This is a genomic window from Streptomyces sp. 3-6 (assembly GCF_056323165.1).
The window spans coordinates 47,432-65,332 of record NZ_JBWHZP010000013.1 but is presented as its reverse complement, the minus strand read 5'-3'; the positions used below and the strand labels follow the sequence as shown (position 1 = coordinate 65,332).

Here is a 17,901-nt window from a genome sequence, read left to right as displayed (position 1 = left end):
CTCGACGTTCAACGGTTCCTGCGGTTCTCGGAGCTCGCGAAGCTCTCGGAGCTCTCGGAGCTCTCGGAGCCGTCGGAGCTCTCGGGATAGTCAGGGTGATCGGAGTGTCGGGACCGTCACGACCGGGGGTCGTGCGCACCTGGTCCGGCGTCACGGGAGTGCGGCGGTTCGGCGCCCGCCGTCGGCGGAGCGGGCGGGACCGGCGGAACCTGACCCGTGGTGGGCGGAGTGGCGGGCGGTACGGGTACACCGTGGCCGCCGGACGGTCCGGACGGACCCGTCTGACCGGACGGACCCTGACCCGAGGCACCTGCCTGACCGGGGACGGTCGGCGCAGCCGCTCCGTGCGACGGGCCACCGGCGGGCGCCGGCCGGGCCGCGCCCCGCAGGGCGTAGGCCGCGGCGGCCAACAGTACGGCGGTGATCAGCGCCGCCGCCCAGTCCGGCAGGACCAGGGCGAGCGCGAGCCCCACCGCGAGCGCCAGGGCGGCGCCCGCGTAGAGGGCGGTCGCACCGGAGGCCGCGTACAGGGCCGCCTTACGACGCTGCTTGCGCGTCTGCTCCCGCAGTTCGTCCCGCACCGTCTCGCGTGCCACCTGGGCCAGCTCGTCGACCAGGTGCTTGTCCAAGTGCTGCAAGTGCTCCAAACGCTGCATGACACCCCGGGTACCCGCCGACGCGGCCTGGTAACGCCGCTTCAACCCGCCCGGTAGGAGCAGCGGTTGACGACCCACCGTCACTCCCGGGGCCGGGCGGGCACAACTAGGCTCGTGCTCATGGAGATTATGGGTGCCACACTGCGTGTCTGCGTCGAGGACATCGAGACCGCGATCCCCTTCTACGAGCGGCTGGCGGGCGGGCCGGCGCTCCGCTTCGAGCGGGGTGGCGTCCATGTCGCCGCAGTGGGCTGCTTCCTGCTGATGAGCGGCCCCGCGGCCGAGTTGGAGGTGCTGCGCAAGGTCGCGGCGACGATCGCCGTGAAGGACGTGGAGGAGGCCCACGAGGTGCTGACGGCCATGGGTGCCGACATCATCGCCGGCCCGGTCCCCACGCCGGTGGGCCGCAACCTGATCGTGCGTCACCCGGACGGCGCGATCTACGAGTACGCCGACCGCCGCGCCTGACGACACGTACGGTACGACGGAGCGATGGGCACCGAGGGCGCGAAGGGGCTGGCGCGCCGGCCCCCTGCCGCCTCGGTCGGCGGCTGCCTCCGGTCGGGCGGGGCTTCGGTGGGCGGAGGACGGTGGAGGACGGTGGAGCGCCGAGCGTCAGCGTTGCATCTCTTGGGTGAGCGCCCAGCGTTGGTGGTCGCGCCAGGCTCCGTCGACGTAGAGCATCCGGGGCGAGAACCCCTCCAGGCGGAAGCCGCGGCGGCGGGCCAGCGCGATGGAGGCGGCGTTGCCGGGCTGCACGTTGATCTCCAGGCGGTGCAGCCGCATCGGCCCGAAGGCGTACCGCACGACGAGGTCCAGGCCCTCGCTCATCAGTCCGCGCCCGGCCGCGTGCGCGAAGGCGCCGTACCCGAGCGCGCCGCTCCGGAAGCCGCCCTGCACGATGTTGTTGATGTTGACGAACCCGGCGATGGTGCCGCCGTCGTCCCTGTCGCAGACCAGGAAACCGGCCCTGGCCGGGTCGTCGATCAGGCGTTTCGCGTACGCCCGGTAGGCACCGACGGTGTCCGGCGGGAACAGCCAGGGGTGGTGCAGGTCCTTGCTCTCCCGCGCACGGGCGGTGAACTCGGCGCCGTCCGCGAATGTGAACGGGCGCAGCCCCACGCGGGGGCCCTCGGCGAGGTAGGAGGGGGCGGAGGCGGAGTGCGGCACTCTGCCACCCTACGACGGTCCCCCACACCCCGCTCCGGTCACGGGCACCGCCCGCCGCCCCTTACGGCCGCCGTCCGACCGGCCGACCGACCGCCTCAGCATCCCCCTGAGACGGGAGCCCAGCCGGAGCCCTGGGCAGCCCCGGCAGCAGCCCGGCACCGGCCGCCACCCGCTCAGCCGCCACCCGCTCAACCAAGTGCCCGCTCAACCGAGCGCAGGCTCCTCCAGGGTCAGGGTGCCCGCCTCCGTGTCCAGTTCCGCCGGGACGCCGAAGGGCACGGTCATCGCCCCGTCGCAGTGGCCGAACCCGAACGCGTCGGCCACCGGCACGCCCAGACCGCCGAGCCGGTCGGTGAACAGGGCACGCAGTTCGTCGGGGGGAGCGCAGTCCGTCCAGGAGCCCAGCAGCACCCCGGCGACCCCGTCCAGCAGTCCGGCGCGCAGCAGCTGCGTGAGGTAGCGGTCGAGCCGGTAGGTCTCCTCCCCCACGTCCTCCAGGCACAGCAGTCCGCCGCGCGCGGAGGTCCGGGCGTGCGGAGTGCCCAGCTCGGCGGCGAGCAGGGCGAGGCAGCCGCCGAGGGTGACCCCGCGTGCCCGGCCGGGCACCAGCGGGGTGCCGGCGGAGGTCAGCACGCGGACGGTCTCCGGCGCGAAGAGGGTGGCTCTGAGGTGGTCCTGGGCGCGGGTGCTCTTGACGAAGTCGAGCCCGGCGGCCATCGGTCCGTGCAGGGTGACGAGGCCCAGCCGGGTGGCGAACGCCTCGTGCAGCGCGGTGATGTCGCTGAAACCGACGAACACCTTCGGTCCGGCGGCGCGCATCGCCGTCCAGTCGAGCAGTTCGGTCATGCGCTGCACCCCGTAGCCGCCGCGGGCGCAGATCACCGCGTCGACGGCGGGGTCGCACCAGGCGGCCTGCAGGTCGGCCGCCCGGTCGGCGTCGGTGCCCGCCAGGTAGTCGAACCGGTGGTGCCGGTCCAGGACGTGCGGGGCCACGACCGGGTCGAGTCCCCAGCCGCGCAGGACGTCCAGACCGGCCTGAAGCCGGTCCTGCGGCACCGGCCCGCTGGGGGCGACGACGGCCACCCGCGCGCCGGGGGCGAGCCGGGGAGGTCGTCGCAGGGGTTCCACCCGGTTCATCCGGTCAGCTCCAGCGGTGCGGCGTCCGGCGCGTTCAGGCCGAACACCTGGTTGTAGAGGGCGAATTCCGCCTCGAGCGCGCGCACCAGCGTCTCCGCGCGCCGGAATCCGTGGCCCTCGCCCTCGAAGGTGAGGTAGGCGTGCGGCACCCGCCGGCCGGCCAGCCCGGCCAGGAGGCGCTCGCACTGCGCGGGCGGGCAGATCACGTCGTCCAGGCCCTGGAGCAGCAGGAACGGCGTGGTGAGCTTCTCGGCGTGGGTGACGGGCGAGCGTTCGGTGTACCGGGCGGGCACCTCGTCGCGGGGGCCGATCAGGCTCTCCAGGTAGTGGGACTCGAAGTCGTGGGTCCCGCCGGTGCTCCAGTCGGTGAGGTCGAGCACCGGGTAGAGGATCGTGCCGCAGGCGTAGAGGTCGGTGGTGGCCAGGGAGACGGCCGTGGTCCAGCCGCCGGCGCTGCCGCCGCGCAGGGCGAGCCGGTCGCGGTCCGCGGTGCCCTCGTCGGCGAGGGCCCGCGCGACGGCGGCGCAGTCCTCGACGTCCACCACGCCCCACTGTCCGCGCAGCCGGTCGCGGTACGCGCGCCCGTAGCCGGTGGAGCCGCCGTAGTCGACCTCGGCGACGCCGATGCCGCGGGAGGTGAAGTAGGCGATCTCCAGGTCGAGGAGGAGCGGTGCCCGGCCGGTGGGGCCGCCGTGCGCCCGGATGACGTACGGGGGCGGGCGGTCGCCGGGGGCGGTGCAGCCGGGGTGGTGCGGCGGGTACACGTGGGCGTGGATCTCGCGGCCGTCCGGGCCGGTGAAGGTGCGCGACTGCGGTTCGGGGTAGTGGGCGGGGTCCACGACGTCCTGGTGTTCGGCGCCGACGACCCGGGACCTGCCGGTGCGGGTGTCCAGTTCGACGACTTCGGGAGCGCTGCGCGGACTGCCCGTCACGGCGACGACGCGTTCACCGTGGGCGGCGAGGAAGGAGGCGTACTCGGTCCAGGGTCCGGCGGCGTCGACGACCTCGCCGGTGTCGGGGTCGAGGACCCCGAGCACCGCGGCGCCCCGGCCGTGCAGCACGGCGACGAGGCCGCTGTCCAGCGGGGCGAACCAGCGCGAGCCGGGCCGCCACAGGGGGCCGCCGAACTCCTCCTCGCGCGGGCAGACGGGTTCGCCGTCCCGGTAGAGGTTCCACCAGCCGGTGCGGTCGCTGGTATGGAGCAGCCGGCCGTCGGCGGTCCAGTCGGCCTGGGCGACGGACTCCTCGGGGCCGCCCGCCACCCTCCGGGGTTCGCCGAAGGTGCCGTCGGGGGTGACGTCGGCGACGAGGAGTTCGGTGCCGTCCCACGGCATGCGCGGGTGGTCCCAGGCCAGCCAGGCGACGCGCCGGCCGTCGGGTGAGGGGCGTGGTCCGGTGACGAACCGGTGCCGGTCGTCGGTGAGTTCGCGCACCGCCGACCGGTTCTCGGCGGCCGAGCCGTCCAGCGGGACGGCGGCCAGGAGGCGGCGCACGTCGCCGGGCCCGTCCCCGGTGAACTCCTCCAGGACGCACCACACCTCGCCGCGGTCCGCCCGCCAGGTCGGTTCGACCCAGCGCAGGCCCTGCCCGACGGAGGAGACGGGGGTGAGCGGGCGGGGCGCGGTGCCCGGCTCCCAGCGGTACAGGCGCTGGTCCGCGAAGTCGACGAAGACCACCAGGGGGCCGGTGTCGGTCATGGTTCCGGCCCAGGGCAGCCCGCCGTACTCGTGGACGCGGCTGCGCACGTTCCACGGGGCGGGGAGGACGCTCTCCTCCCGGCCGTCGGCGTGCCGCCGGACCAGGGTGCGCCGGCCGCCCTCGGCGGGCCGGGGCTCGGTCCACCACACCTCGTCGCCGACGAAGCCCGCGTACTCGGGGCTGCCGCCCTGGGCGGCGACCGTGGCCGCGTCGATGGGCGAGGGCCACGCCCCGTACTGCAGTGTCCGCACTGTCTCCCCCACTGGTCAGGCCGTCCGCAGGAACCGGTCGAGGACGTGGACGCCGAAGTGCAGTGCCTCGACGGGCACCCGCTCGTCCACGCCGTGGAACATGGCCTGGTAGTCCAGGCCCTCGGGCAGCTTCGTCGGCGCGAAGCCGTACCCGGTGATGCCGAGGCGCGAGAACTGCTTGGCGTCCGTCCCGCCCGACATGCAGTACGGCACCACGTGCCCCTCGGGGGCGAACTCCTCGATCGCGGCCCGCATGGCGGCGAACGTCGGCGAGTCCACCGGCGCCTGGAGGGCGACCTCCCGGTGCTCGAACTCCCAGTCGACGTCCGGCCCGGTGAGGTGGTCGAGGGTGGCGCGGAACTCGTCCTCGGTGCCCGGCAGGAAGCGCCCGTCGACCTGTGCCACGGCCGCGCCCGGGATGACGTTGACCTTGTAACCGGCGTCCAGCATCGTCGGGTTGGCGCTGTTGCGGACGGTCGCCTCGACGAGCTTGGCGGCCGGGCCGAGCTTGTCCATCAGCGTGTCGATGTCGGTGAGGTCGGTCTCGATGCCGTACAGCGCGGCCAGTTCGCCGAGGGCGGCCCGGACGGTGGGGGTGGGGCGCAGCGGCCACTCGTGCTCGCCGATGCGGGTGACGGCGGCGGCGAGACGGGTCACCGCGTTCTCGCGGTTGACCTTGGAGCCGTGGCCGGCCCGGCCGCGCGCGGTGAGCCGCAGCCAGGCGGTGCCGCGCTCCCCGGCCGCGATCGGGTAGATCTGCCGTCCGGCGCCGTCGTGGAAGGTGAACGCCCCGGACTCGCCGACGGCCTCGGTGCAGCCCTCGAACAGCTCCGGGTGCCGGTCGACGAGGAACCCGGCCCCGTCCTCGGCACTGGCCTCCTCGTCGGCCGTGAACGCGACGACGACGTCCCGGCGGGGCCGGAAGCCCTCCCGGGTCCAGGACCGCACCACGGAGAGGATCATCGCGTCCATGTTCTTCATGTCGACGGCGCCGCGCCCCCAGACGACGCCGTCGCGGATCTCCCCGGAGAAGGGGTGCACACTCCAGTCGCCGGGCTCCGCGGGCACCACGTCGAGGTGACCGTGGAGCAGCAGGGCGTCCGCCGACGGGTCGGTGCCCTCGATGCGGGCGACGACGTTGGTGCGGCCCTCGGTGCGCTCCAGGAGGGTGGGTTCCAGGCCCGCCTCGGCCAGCCGGGCGGCGGCGTACTCGGCGGCGGGACGCTCCCGGCAGTCGCCGCCGCCGCGGTTGGTGGTGTCGATCCTGATCAGGTCGGACGTGAAGGTCACGACCTCGTCCTGTGCCTGCCGGTCAGCCATACTGCTCCTCCACCGCGGCCGAGGCGATCGTGGTGACCGCCTTGAAGACGCGGATCCCGTCGTACATCGTGGCGCTCGTGTACGCCACCTTGCGTTCCCCGGTGTGGCGCACTCCGGGCACCACGGTGACCGCCATGGCGAGGTGCGCGGCGTCGAACTCCACCTCGACCGTGAACGGCCCGGCGTCTGCGGGCGGCTGACGCACCGCCAGCCCCGCCGCCTCCTTCGCCGCGGCCCGGATGTCGGCCGCCGTTCTGCTCGGTGTGCGGCACACCGCCGCGTACCGCGACACGTGGTCCTTGACGGCGACCTTCAGCGCGCCCGGCGCGTAGCCGAGGGCGTCCTCGCAGGCGACGTCGTCCCCGGTGACCAGGACCACCGGCACCCCGTACTCGGCGACGACGTGCGCGTTGAGCAGGCCCTCGCTGGCGCGCTCCCCGTTCAGCCAGACCCCGGTGACGGAGTTGGCGAGGTAGGTGTGCGCGAGGACGCCCTCCATGCCGGCGCCCGCGTGGTAGCCGACGAACGCGATGCCGTCCACGTCGCCGTGCTGCACGCCCTCGACCATCGACAGCGCCTTGTGCCGCCCGGTGAGCATCGTGGCCCGCTCGTCCAGCTCCTCCAGGAGGAGGTTGCGCATGGTCCAGTGGGCCTCGTTGATCAGCACCTCGTCGGCGCCGCCGTCGAAGAAGCCCAGCACGGCCGCGTTGACGTCCGAGGTGAACAGGGACCGGCAGCGCTCCCACTGCGGTGTCCCCGGCAGCACGTCGGCCGGCCAGGTGACACCCGTGGCGCCCTCCATGTCGGCGCTGATGAGGATCTTCATGCCTGGCACGCTACGTGCTCGGCCCGAACCCCGGCCAGGCCTGTGGAAAACTCTCACCGCACCGGCCCCGCCGGGCCCTCGCGGGGGCGCTGCCAGAGCGCCCCGGTGGCGCGCTCGGGAGCGCGGTGGTCGGCGACCGGGGTGGCGCCGAGGTCCAGCGGCCGTGCCACCTCCTCCTCGCGCGAGGCCCGTGGACGCAGGCAGAGGTGGACCCGGTTCTTGACGGTCCTGGGCTCGGGCGCCGGGCGGAAGGACAGCACGGTGCCCTCCGCCGACCGGACCCGCGCCTCGGGATCCCCCGGCCCGTCCTCCGGATCCGCCGGGCGGCCGGTCCCCCCGCTCCGGAGGCGGGCCGGCTCATGGGCGTTCCGCGCAGCACGTTCTGCCCTGTGGGGACCACGCCGGAGAGCCCGCCCGACGGGCAGCCCGGACGTCCACGGTCACACCACGGACCGCGCACGGGGTCCGGCTCCCCGGCGCACGGTACATCCGGCGCCGGGTCGGCCGGCCGCGACTCCGGCGGGCGGCCTCAGTCCTCGTGTCCCAGCTGCAGGTCGCGTTCGGTCCGGCCCCCTCCGGCCATCTGGAGCACGGTGGCCACGGGCGGGTATCCGGCGGCGATGACGGTGTACTCGCCGGAGGACAGGTCGACGAAGCGGAAGATCCCGTCGGCGCCGGTGGTGAGGGTGTCCACGACGTTGCCCGCCGCGTCCAGCAGGGTCACCCGGGCGTCCTGAACGGCACGCCCGCCGCTCCCCCGGACGGTGCCGCGCAGCACGGCTCCGCCGGCGAGTTCGACGTCCTGGCGGGTCTCGCGCGCCGCCTGGACGGTGACCGGGAGGGCGGCCGGCCGGAAGGCGGGCGCGCTCGCGGCGAGGGTGTACTCCCCGGCGACCAGTTCGGTGATGACGTAGCCGCCCTCCCGGCCGCTGCGGGTGGTGGCGACGACCTCGCCGTGGACGTTGGTGAGCGTGACGGCGGCGTCGCGGACCGGGGTGCCGTCGGCGGTGAGGACGGAACCGGCGAGGCGGCCCGCGCCGCCGAGGACGACGTCCAGTTCGACCGGGCGTTCGCCGACGGTGACCGAGACGGCCTGCGGCTGGTGGCCGCCCGCGGCGGCGATCAGGACGTACGACCCCGAGCCGGGGGTGGCCAGGGCGTAGCGTCCGTCGTCGCCGCTGGCGCCGCGCCCGATCTGCCGCCCGCCGACGTCGATGAGGGTGAGCGCGGCCCGCGGCACGACGGTGCCGTCGGGATGCTGGACGGTGCCGCACACGGGGACGCCGCCGGCGTGCGGCGGGCGCGCCGTGGCGGTGTGCGCCGCGCCCGCGGCGTGGAGGCGGGCCTGGGGGACGGAGCCGGGGGCGTAGGACGCGTCCGGGGCCGGGGCCGCGGTGGGGGCGTTGTGGGACACCAGGGGTTTCTCCTTGAGGAAGAAGGCGAGCAGCAGGCCGAGGACGAGGACCGGCACCAGGTGGAGGAAGATGCGCGGCATGGCGTCGGCGTAGGCCTGGATGTAGGCGTCGCGCAGGGCGGGCGGCAGCGCGTGCACGGCCTGCGGGGTGATGGACTCGGCGTGGGGCAGGGCGCCGCCGTCCCCGGACGCGGGGAGACGGTCGGCCAGGGCGTCGGTGAGGCGGGAGGCGAACAGGGTGCCGAAGACGGCGGCGCCGACGCTGCCGCCGATCTGGCGGAAGTAGTTGTTGGCGCTGGTGGCGGTGCCGAGGTCGGCGGGCCGCACGGAGTTCTGGACGGCCAGGACGAGGACCGGCATGACCATGCCGATACCGGCGCCGAGGACGGCCATCCAGATGCTGTAGTGCAGCCGGGGCGTGTCGGTCTCCAGGCGGGACAGCAGCGCCATGCCGACGACCGAGAGCGCGGACCCGATGATCGGGTGCGACCGGTACCGTCCGGTCCGGCTGATGAGCTGACCGGAGATGACCGACGCGCCGACGATTCCGGCCATCATGGGCAGCATCAGCAGTCCGGACTCGGTGGCGGTGGCTCCGTCGACCATCTGGAGGTAGGTCGGCAGGTAGCTGGCGGCGCCGAACAGCGCCACGCCGATCACCAGGCCGACGAGACCGGTGACGTTGAAGACCGAGTCGCGGAACAGCCGGAGCGGAATGAGGGGTTCGGCGGCGAAGCGCTCGGCGACGAGGAAGAGGACGGTGGCCGCGAGGGCGCCCGCGCCGAGGCCCAGGACGACGCGCGAACCCCACGCGTACTCGGTGCCGCCCCAACTGGTGAGCAGCACCAGGCAGGTGGAGGCGGTGGCCAGCAGGAGCGTGCCGAGGACGTCGAGGCGGGGGCGGGCGGTGGGCCGGGGCAGCTTCAGCACCAGGGCGACCACGATCAGGGTGACGATCCCGAACGGCACGTTGATGTAGAAGCACCAGCGCCACGACAGGTGATCGGTGAAGTATCCGCCGAGCAGCGGTCCGGCGACGGAGGCGAGACCGAAGGCGGCGCCGATCAGGCCCATGAAGCGGCCCCGTTCCCGCGCCGGGACGATGTCCGCGATGATCGCCTGGACCCCGATCATCAGTCCGCCCGCGCCGACGCCCTGCACCGCCCGGTAGGCGATCAGCTGGTCCATGGTCTGCGCCCGGCCGGCCAGTGCGGAGCCGACCACGAAGACGACGATGGCGAACTGGAAGACGCCCTTGCGGCCGAGCAGGTCGCCCAGCTTGCCGTAGACGGGCAGGCCGATGGTGGAGGTGAGCAGGTAGGCGGTGATCGCCCAGGACATCCGGTCCAGGCCGTGCAGGTCGCCCACGATCCTCGGCAGCGCGGTGGCGACGATCATCTGCTCGAGGGCGGCGAGCAGCAGCGCGAGCATGAGCGCGACGAAGACCAGGCGGATCCGGCGCGGGCTCAGCCCGGGGCCCTCGGACGCCGGGGGCGGGCCCGGGGCCGGCGGGGCCGCGACCGCCGGTTCGTCCTTCGTCAGAGTGATCCCGCCCACGTCCCGCTCCCCTCGTCGCCTGCCGCACCATTCCCGCGTAAAAGCGACAACTACGAGCAAGCACGGCGAGTTACGGCGTACGGAGAGGTCGGCCGGAGATCACCCGAACCGGTGAGGGCGGCCGGCGCGGAATGCCGGCCGCCCTCATCATGTCCCCGCGCGGGGCGACCCCTTGAGCGAAGGGCGCCCGAAGTCCGCGACGGACGGGGCTACTTCTCGACCTCGGCGGCCAGCTTGGCGAGCAAGGCGTCGTAGATCCGGCCCAGCCCCTTGGGGGCGAAGGTCTTCTCGAAGAAGCCGCCGATGCCTCCGGCGCCCTGCCAGGTGGTGGTCACGACGACCCGGGAGCGGCCCTCGCCGGCCGGGGTGACGCGCCAGACGGTGACCATGGAGGAGTTGCGGTCCTTCTCCACCAGCTCGCCGTCGCTCGGCTCGGTCACCTCCAGGAGGCAGTCCCGCACGCGCTTGCTGGTGGCCTGGAGCTTCCAGTGGACGAGGGTGCCCTCGCCGTCGCCGCCCTCGCGGACCTCGTACTCGCTGAACTGCTCGGGCAGCACCTTGGCCCGGGTGCCGCTGTAGTCGGCGAGGGCGTCGAACACCGTCTCCGCGTCCGCCGCGACGATCCGCTCCGTAGTGGCCTCGACCTGCGCCATGGCTTTCCTCCAGGACCTGGTGTGTCGGGGGTCCGGCCAAGCCAACCACCCCCGCACCCGGCCGCCCAAATCGGGAGTCCACAACTGATCGGAAGCGTGATCGAACCTGTCACCCGCACGATCAAGGGAACACTTGTTCTATTCTGTGGTCCTGCACTACCGAGGAGGCGCCATGCGCTGGGAGAACCTCTCGACCGGGGACGGCCACAGCCGGGCCGACGCCGCGCTGTTCGGCGCGGACGCCGTCACCACCCGCACCGTCGACACGCCCGAGTTCCGCGGGATCACCTTCCACGAGATCCGCGCCCGGTCGATCGTCAACCGGGTGCCGGGAGCCTCCCGCATGCCGTTCGAATGGACGGTGAACCCCTACCGCGGCTGTTCGCACGCCTGCGTGTACTGCTTCGCCCGCAAGACCCACGGGTACCTGGACCTCGACTCCGGCCTCGACTTCGACACCCAGATCGTGGTCAAGGTGAACGCCCCCGAACTGCTGCGCCACCGGCTCGCCTCGGCCCGCTGGCAGGGCGAGCACATCGCCATGGGCACCAACGTCGACTGCTACCAGCGCGCCGAGGGCCGCTACCGTCTGATGCCCGGCATCATCGCCGCCCTGCGGGACCACGCCAACCCCTTCTCGATCCTGACCAAGGGCACGCTGATCCTGCGCGACCTGGAGCTGCTCAAGCAGGCGTCCGAGGTGACCGACGTCGGCATCTCGGTCTCCGTGGGCTTCGTCGACGAGTCCCTGTGGCGCACCGTGGAGCCCGGCACGCCCGCCCCCGAGCGGCGCCTCGACGTCGTCCGCACGCTGGCCGACCACGGCATCGGCTGCGGGGTGCTGATGGCCCCGGTCATCCCGTTCCTCGGCGACCGCCCCGACCAACTGCGCGCGACGGTGCGGGCGATCGCGGCCTCCGGCGCCACGTCCGTGACCCCGCTCGTGCTGCATCTGCGCCCCGGTGCGCGCGAGTGGTTCATGTCCTGGCTCGCCCGGCACCACCCGCACCTGGTGAGCCGCTACGAACGGCTGTACGCGGAGGGCGCCTACGCACCGAAGTGGTACCAGCGCCGCATCACCCGCCAGGTGCACGAGCTGGCCCGCGCCCATGGCATCGGCCCCACGGCACCCGGACTGCCCCGCCGGATCCGCCCGGCCGCCCCCACGGCTTCGGGGTCCGTGGAGTCCGCACACCCGGAGCCGACTCAGCTGACGCTGCTGTAGCCGCGCGGGAGCCGACAGGGCCGAAGAGGTCCGAGGCCGCGCGGGCGGCTCCGCTCGGGCGCCCGCCGCCGCGGGAGGGTCGCCGCGCCGGCGTTCGGACGCGGCACCGGATGGGGCACGTCGGAGCGCATCCCGCGACCCGTTCGGGTCACGTACCGGCGGAGCGCGTTGGTCCGGGGCCCGGGTCCCGGGACGATCCGGCGAGGGCCGTGCGCCGCGCGGTCCGCCGACCCTCCGTCCCGGGAGCACCTCATGAGGAAGCGCGCAGCCGTGCTGTGCGGCGCCGCCGTCGTCGTGGCCGGCAGTCTGACGGCCCTGCCCGCCTCGGCCGGCACCCCGCCGGCCGCCCGATCCGCCCCCGCCGCGGCGCCCGCCGCCGCGCCCGCCTGGAAGAAGTGCCCCACCGAGCACTACCCGGCCCTGCAGTGCGCCAGTGTCGAGGTGCCGCTGGACCACACCGACCCCGGCGGGCGCACCATCACGCTCGCGCTGTCCCGGATCCCGCACACCGCCTCGACGTACCAGGGTCCCCTGCTGGTCAACCCGGGCGGTCCCGGCGGCAGCGGCCGGACGCTCGCCGGGTTCGTCGCCGCCTCGCTGCCGCGCGAGGTGGCGGCGCAGTACGACGTCATCGGCTTCGACCCGCGCGGGGTGGGGGCGAGCAGCCCCGCGCTGGACTGCGCGCCGGACCACTTCGCCCCGGTGCGCCCGGCCTCCGTGCCCACCGCGAAGGCGGTGGAGGAGGCCAACCTGGCCCGGGTGAAGTCCTTCGCCGACGCCTGCCGGACCAGGTACGCCGACCTGCTGCCGTTCATCGACACCACCAGTGCGGCGCGCGACCTGGACGTGATCCGGGAAACGCTCGGCGCCGAGCGGATCAGCTACTTCGGCTACTCCTACGGCACGTACCTCGGCGCGGTGTACGCGAAGCTGTTCCCGGAGCGGGTGCGGCGCCTGGTGCTGGACTCGGTGGTCGACCCCGACGCGGTCTGGTACGACGCCAACCTGCGTCAGAACCGGGCCTTCGACGCCCGGCACCGGGCCCTGATGGCCTGGATCGCCGAGCACGACGCGACGTACGGGCTGGGCACCGACCCGGAGCGGGTCGAGGCCCGCTGGTACGCGATGCGGGCAGCGCTGGCCGAGGACCCGGCCGGGGGCAGGGTCGGCGCGGCCGAACTGGAGGACACCTTCATCCCGGGCGGCTACTACAACGGGTACTGGCCGCATCTCGCCGAGGCGTTCGCGGCCTACGCGAACGACGGCGACACCGGCCCGCTGCTCACCGCGTACGAGAACCTCGGCGCCGCCGAACCCGGCGCGGGCAACGGCTACAGCGTCTACACGGCGGTCGAGTGCCGGGACGCGTCCTGGCCGCGGGACTGGCGGCAGTGGCGCAAGGACAACGCGGCGGTCCACGCCGAGGCCCCGTTCATGACCTGGAACAACGCCTGGTACAACGCGCCGTGCGCCTTCTGGCCGACGCGGTCGCTGCGCCCGGTCTCCGTCGCCAACGGGCTGATCCCGCCCGCCCTGCTCTTCCAGGCGACCGGTGACGCGGCGACCCCCTACCGGGGCGCCGTCACGGTGCACCGCCTGCTGGCCCGCTCCGGACTGGTCGTCGAGCGGGGCGGCGGCAACCACGGCGTCACGCTGAGCGGGAACGCCTGCCTGGACCGGCACCTGGCGGCCTACCTGGCCGACGGGACGGTGCCGCGCGGCGGCGGCGCGGGCGTGGCCGACGCGGTGTGCGAGGCGCTGCCGGACCCGGAGCCCTTGACGTCGAAGGCCGTCCCGGCCACGTCCCGCGGCACCGTCCTGCACGGCCTGCTCGGCTCGCGCGGCTGACCGCACCCCGGCACGGCAAGGCCGGGCACGGAGATGAAGGGCCGTCAGGCCCTACCGCTGCCCCGGGATCCGCCCGCGCGCACCCCCTTGGCGCGGGATGCGGGCCAGGGCCCGGGCCGCCGCCCCGGCCAGGACCGGGTGGGCCAGGGCCTCGGTCAGCACGGGTTCCGCGCGGGGGTCGCCGAGTTCGCCGAGTCCCTCCACACAGGCGAGCGCGACCCGGCGGTGGGGGTCGTGGGGGCCGAGGCGGCGGCGGAGGGTGGTGATGAGGGCGGGGACCGCCTCGGGGGCGCCCAGCGCGGTCAGCAGGCGGACCGGGTGCAGGGCGTAGGCGACGCGGAGTTCGTTGGTGGCGAGCGCCGCGGCGGCGCGGGCGGTGCGCGGGTCGCCGAGGCGGGAGAGGGCGAGGGCGGCCGCGGCGCAGCGCGGCGGGTCACGGTGGTTGAGGAGCAGCACCAGGGCCTCGAAGGCGCGGCGGTCGCCGGCCAGGCCGAGCCGGACGGCGGCCAGTTCGCGGGCCCACAGCGGCTGTCCGGGTGCGGTGAGGACCTCGGCGAGACTGTCGGGGTCCTCCGTCGCCACGAGGTCGTCGAAGGCCGTCGATCCGGCGGCCTCGGTCCGTAAGCGCTCCGTGAGCTGTCGCCACTCCTCGTCCATGTCCCGAGGTTAGGTGTGCGACGGGGCGTTCGGGACCCACATCACAAAGGTGGGGGCTGGCGCGCTCGTTACCGGCCGGTTAAGCTCAGACGAGCGAGTTACCCACTCGCAGACCCTCCTCGTGGCGGTTTGGTGACGCAGCCGCCGCGAGTCGCAGTCGGTTCGGTACGCGATGTACCGCAGTACGGCCCGGCCCCGGGACAGGGCCGGCCGGATCCGCCGCAGGGCAGGGGCGTGTGCACGCCCTTCCCCCACCGGCACCGGGCGTGTGCGCTTCGCAGCCCGGCACCACACCCGCACTCCGCACGCAGGCCCGGTGCGTCCCCGACGGGGCGCACCCGGGCGGCGTTTCCCGTCGTCACCCTCATTCCTGGAGTCCCGCGATGGCCACTCCCCTGTCCCACACCCCTCCCTCCGCCCTGCGGACCGTCGCCGTCGTCGGCCTCGGCACGATGGGCACCGGCATCACCGAGGTCCTGGCCCGGGCCGGCCGCGAGGTCGTCGGCATCGACATCAGCGAGTCCCAGGCCGCCCGGTGCCTCGCCGCCCTGGAGGCCTCCACCGACCGTGCCGTGCGGCGCGGCAGGCTGACCGGCGAGGAGCGCACCGCCCTGCATTCCCGGGTGCGCGTCTCCACCGACCTGGCCCTCGCGGCCGACGCCGACCTGGTCATCGAGGTGGTGCCGGAGTCGTACGAGGTCAAGCAGCAGGTGTTCCGCGAACTCGACGCGATCGTGCGGCCCGAGGCGATCCTGGCGACCGGCACCAACGCGCTGTCCGTGACCCGGCTCGCCGCGGAGTCGGCGCGGCCGGAGCGCGTGCTGGGGCTGCACTTCTTCAACCCGGCGCCGGCCATGAGGCTGGTGGAGGTGGTCTCCTCGGTGCTGACCGCCCCGGGGGCCGTCTCCGCGGTCACCGATCTCGCCCTCGACCTGGGCAAGGAGCCCGTCGCGGTCGGCGACCGGCCCGGATTCGTCGCCGACGGCCTGCTGTTCGGCTACCTGAACCAGGCCGCGGCGATGTACGAGTCGAAGTACGCCTCCCGCGAGGACATCGACGCCGCGATGCGGCTGGGCTGCGGGCTGCCCATGGGTCCGCTGGCGCTGCTGGACCTGATCGGCGTCGACACCGCCCGCACCGTCCTGGAGGCGATGTACTCCGCGTCGCAGGACCGGCTGCACGCCCCCGCCCCGATCCTGCGGCAGCTCAGCGAGGCGGGCCTGACGGGCCGCAAGGCGGGCCGCGGCTTCTACACCTACGAGGCGCCGGGCAGCGGCACGGTCGTGCCGGACGCGCTCACCCCGCGCGAGGACGGCGCCGGCACCGGCGGCCGGACGGTCCGCTCGGTGGGTGTCGCCGGCTCGGGCACCATGGCGTCCGGCATCGCCGAGGTGTTCGCCAAGGGCGGCTACGACGTGGTCCTCGCCGCCCGCAGCGAGGAGAAGGCGCGGGCCGCCAAGGCCCGGATCGGCACGTCCCTGGCCCGCTCGGTCGACAAGGGCCGGATGACCGCCGAGGCAGCCGCCCAGGCGCTGGAGCGGATCACCCCGACCGGCACCTACGACGACTTCGCGGACGTCGACCTGGCGCTGGAGGCGGTCGCCGAGGACCTGGAGGTCAAGCGGCAGCTGTTCACCGCGCTGGACAAGGTCTGCAAGCCGGGCGCGGTGCTCGCCACCACCACCTCCTCGCTGCCGGTCATCGCCTGCGCGCGGGCCACCTCCCGCCCGCAGGACGTGATCGGGATGCACTTCTTCAACCCGGCGCCGGCCATGAAGCTGGTCGAGGTCGTGCGGACCGTGCTGACCGCCGACGACGTGCACGCCACCGTGCGCGAGGTGTGCGGGACGATCCGCAAGCACGCCGTCGACTGCGGCGACCGGGCCGGGTTCATCGTGAACGCGCTGCTGTTCCCGTACCTGAACAACGCGGTCAAGATGGTCGAGGAGCACTACGCGTCGCTCGACGACATCGACACCGCGATGAAGCTCGGCGGCGGCTACCCGATGGGCCCGTTCGAGCTGCTGGACGTGGTCGGGCTGGACGTCTCGCTGGCGATCGAGAAGGTGCTGCACCGCGAGTTCCGCGACCCGGGTCTGGCCCCGGCGCCACTGCTGGAGCACCTGGTGGCCGCGGGCTGCCTCGGCCGCAAGACCGGCCGTGGCTTCCGCGAATATGCCAAGCGCTGAGCGGCGCCCCGGCGACTGGCCGGCGGCCGGGCCGGAATGGGGCGGGCTGCTCGATCCCGACCGGTTCCCACCGTCCGCGAACGGCACGTCTCCCCCGCCCGAGGAGGGCGGGGGAGCCCCCGGCCACGCGCACCGAGCTGCGCACATGCAGTACGTTCGGGGCATGTCCCAGCCCGCCAAGTCCGTACGTCCATCCGCCACGACCGAGGCGCCGGAGAGCACAGCAGGGTCCCGTGCCGCAGCCCAGCGGCTGAAAATGCGCCGGGAACTGGCGGCCGCCGCGATGGAGCTGTTCGCGTCCAAGGGGTACGAGGCGACCACCGTCGACGAGATCGCCGCCGCGGCCGGGGTCGCACGCCGCACCTTCTTCCGGCACTTCCGGTCCAAGGAGGAGGCGATCTTCCCGGACCACGACGACACCCTGGTCCGCGCCGAGGCGGTGCTCAACGCCGCGCCGGCCCACGAGCATCCGCTCGACACGGTGTGCCGCGGCATCAAAGAGGTCATGAAGATGTACGCGGCGCACCCGGAGATCTCGGTCGCCCGCTACCAGCTCACGCGTGAGGTGCCCACCCTGCGCGAGGCGGAGATCGCGTCCGTGGCCCGCTACGAGCGCCTCTTCACCCGTTACCTGCTCGGTCACTTCGACGAGCACGCGCACCACGACGCGGGCAACGACGACCCGCTGCTGGCGGAGGTGGCCGCGTCCGCCGTGGTGACCGCCCACAACCACGTGCTGCGGCGCTGGCTGCGGGCCGGCGGCCGGGGCGACGTGGAGGCCCAGCTCGACCACGCCTTCGCCATCGTCCGCAGGACCTTCGGCAGCGGCATCATGGCGGGCCGCGGACGCACCGCTCCGCAGCCGCGCCCGACGACGTCGGCCGCGGACCAGGGCGAAGTGCTGGTGACGGTCACGCGGACCGACGCCCCGCTGGACGAGGTCATGCGGACCATCGAGCAGGCCCTCAAGGAGCGGTGACGCGGGCCCTCCCGGGCACACAGGGCGCCCCGGCACCCCCGGGCCGCCGGGCGGCGCCCCGGGCGGACAGCGGCGCGAGGGCGGCGCCGGACGGCCCGGAGTGGCCCGGAGGCCGGAGGGCCTGGGCCGGAGTGGCCCGGAGTCCGGAAGGACGCGCAGCGGCACCGGAGAGAACCGGAACCGGGGCCCGCAGAAGCCCGGAGAGACCCGGCGGCCGAAGAGGCTCGCGGAGGCACCGAGAACACCGCTGCCAAGGCGCGACGCGAGGTGTCGGGAACGTCTCGGGACGGCCCCGGGCGAGCGGCGGGCGCGGTGCGGCGC

The 17,901-nt window shown here is 74.2% G+C and carries 15 protein-coding genes; 5 read left to right on the top strand and 10 right to left on the bottom strand.

Translation table 11 applies throughout. The annotated features are described in order from the left end of the window. Positions 1 to 116: 116 nt before the first annotated feature. Positions 117 to 656: a phage holin family protein gene (locus AC02VZ_RS18080; protein ID WP_432056339.1), complete on the bottom strand. Its 540-nt coding sequence runs from the start codon at positions 654 to 656 to the stop codon at positions 117 to 119. 120 nt (positions 657 to 776) lie between these two features. Here AC02VZ_RS18080 and AC02VZ_RS18075 point away from each other — a divergent pair, with 120 nt between their 5' ends. After that, positions 777 to 1,124 carry a VOC family protein gene (locus AC02VZ_RS18075; protein WP_432056338.1) on the top strand — a complete coding sequence of 116 codons (348 nt, stop codon included), beginning with the start codon at positions 777 to 779 and terminating at the stop codon, positions 1,122 to 1,124. 147 nt (positions 1,125 to 1,271) lie between these two features. On the opposite strand, the gene AC02VZ_RS18070 is transcribed toward AC02VZ_RS18075, so the two are convergent. The 8 genes from AC02VZ_RS18070 to AC02VZ_RS18035 all read right to left on the bottom strand — a co-directional run bounded on the left by AC02VZ_RS18070 (position 1,272) and on the right by AC02VZ_RS18035 (position 10,682). After that, positions 1,272 to 1,826, bottom strand: a complete 555-nt coding sequence (locus AC02VZ_RS18070) for a GNAT family N-acetyltransferase (RefSeq protein ID WP_432056337.1) — start codon at positions 1,824 to 1,826, stop codon at positions 1,272 to 1,274. A gap of 204 nt (positions 1,827 to 2,030) precedes the next feature. After that, a complete protein-coding gene (locus AC02VZ_RS18065; RefSeq protein WP_476475855.1) occupies positions 2,031 to 2,963 on the bottom strand; it encodes a S66 peptidase family protein in 933 nt (310 codons plus the stop codon). After that, the gene (locus AC02VZ_RS18060; protein ID WP_476475854.1) at positions 2,960 to 4,924 is read right to left on the bottom strand and encodes a dipeptidyl-peptidase 5; all 1,965 of its coding nucleotides are present in this window, start codon (positions 4,922 to 4,924) and stop codon (positions 2,960 to 2,962) included. Before AC02VZ_RS18060 ends, AC02VZ_RS18065 begins: the two co-directional genes overlap by 4 nt. Before the next feature lie 3 nt (positions 4,925 to 4,927). Beyond that, the gene (locus AC02VZ_RS18055; RefSeq protein WP_476475853.1) at positions 4,928 to 6,232 is read right to left on the bottom strand and encodes a M20/M25/M40 family metallo-hydrolase; all 1,305 of its coding nucleotides are present in this window, start codon (positions 6,230 to 6,232) and stop codon (positions 4,928 to 4,930) included. Beyond that, on the bottom strand, positions 6,225 to 7,058 hold the full coding sequence (locus AC02VZ_RS18050; RefSeq protein WP_476475852.1) for a M55 family metallopeptidase: 834 nt from the start codon (positions 7,056 to 7,058) through the stop codon (positions 6,225 to 6,227). Before AC02VZ_RS18050 ends, AC02VZ_RS18055 begins: the two co-directional genes overlap by 8 nt. A gap of 53 nt (positions 7,059 to 7,111) precedes the next feature. Further along, on the bottom strand, positions 7,112 to 7,483 hold the full coding sequence (locus tag AC02VZ_RS18045; RefSeq protein ID WP_476475904.1) for a VOC family protein: 372 nt from the start codon (positions 7,481 to 7,483) through the stop codon (positions 7,112 to 7,114). Positions 7,484 to 7,587: 104 nt separating this feature from the next. Then, positions 7,588 to 10,029, bottom strand: coding sequence for an MFS transporter (locus AC02VZ_RS18040; protein ID WP_476475851.1), 2,442 nt, complete (start codon positions 10,027 to 10,029; stop codon positions 7,588 to 7,590). Positions 10,030 to 10,238: 209 nt separating this feature from the next. After that, complete coding sequence (locus AC02VZ_RS18035; RefSeq protein WP_476475850.1) at positions 10,239 to 10,682, bottom strand: SRPBCC family protein; 444 nt, start codon at positions 10,680 to 10,682, stop codon at positions 10,239 to 10,241. A 172-nt stretch (positions 10,683 to 10,854) separates the two neighbouring features. Here AC02VZ_RS18035 and AC02VZ_RS18030 point away from each other — a divergent pair, with 172 nt between their 5' ends. Together AC02VZ_RS18030 and AC02VZ_RS18025 are read left to right on the top strand one after the other, a co-directional pair. Further along, the gene (locus tag AC02VZ_RS18030; RefSeq protein ID WP_476475903.1) at positions 10,855 to 11,907 is read left to right on the top strand and encodes an Rv2578c family radical SAM protein; all 1,053 of its coding nucleotides are present in this window, start codon (positions 10,855 to 10,857) and stop codon (positions 11,905 to 11,907) included. A 252-nt stretch (positions 11,908 to 12,159) separates the two neighbouring features. Then, positions 12,160 to 13,755 (top strand): alpha/beta hydrolase, encoded by a 1,596-nt coding sequence (locus tag AC02VZ_RS18025; protein WP_476475849.1) that lies wholly within the window; start codon positions 12,160 to 12,162, stop codon positions 13,753 to 13,755. A 51-nt stretch (positions 13,756 to 13,806) separates the two neighbouring features. Here AC02VZ_RS18025 and AC02VZ_RS18020 read toward each other — a convergent pair whose 3' ends face one another. Further along, the gene (locus AC02VZ_RS18020) at positions 13,807 to 14,412 is read right to left on the bottom strand and encodes an adenylosuccinate lyase (RefSeq protein ID WP_432056330.1); all 606 of its coding nucleotides are present in this window, start codon (positions 14,410 to 14,412) and stop codon (positions 13,807 to 13,809) included. A 383-nt stretch (positions 14,413 to 14,795) separates the two neighbouring features. On the opposite strand from AC02VZ_RS18020, the gene AC02VZ_RS18015 reads away from it, so the two are divergent. Both AC02VZ_RS18015 and AC02VZ_RS18010 read left to right on the top strand, forming a co-directional pair. Beyond that, a complete protein-coding gene (locus tag AC02VZ_RS18015) occupies positions 14,796 to 16,601 on the top strand; it encodes a 3-hydroxyacyl-CoA dehydrogenase family protein (protein ID WP_476475848.1) in 1,806 nt (601 codons plus the stop codon). Between the two features lie 163 nt (positions 16,602 to 16,764). Beyond that, positions 16,765 to 17,580 (top strand): TetR family transcriptional regulator, encoded by an 816-nt coding sequence (locus AC02VZ_RS18010; protein ID WP_476475847.1) that lies wholly within the window; start codon positions 16,765 to 16,767, stop codon positions 17,578 to 17,580. Positions 17,581 to 17,901 lie beyond the last annotated feature (321 nt).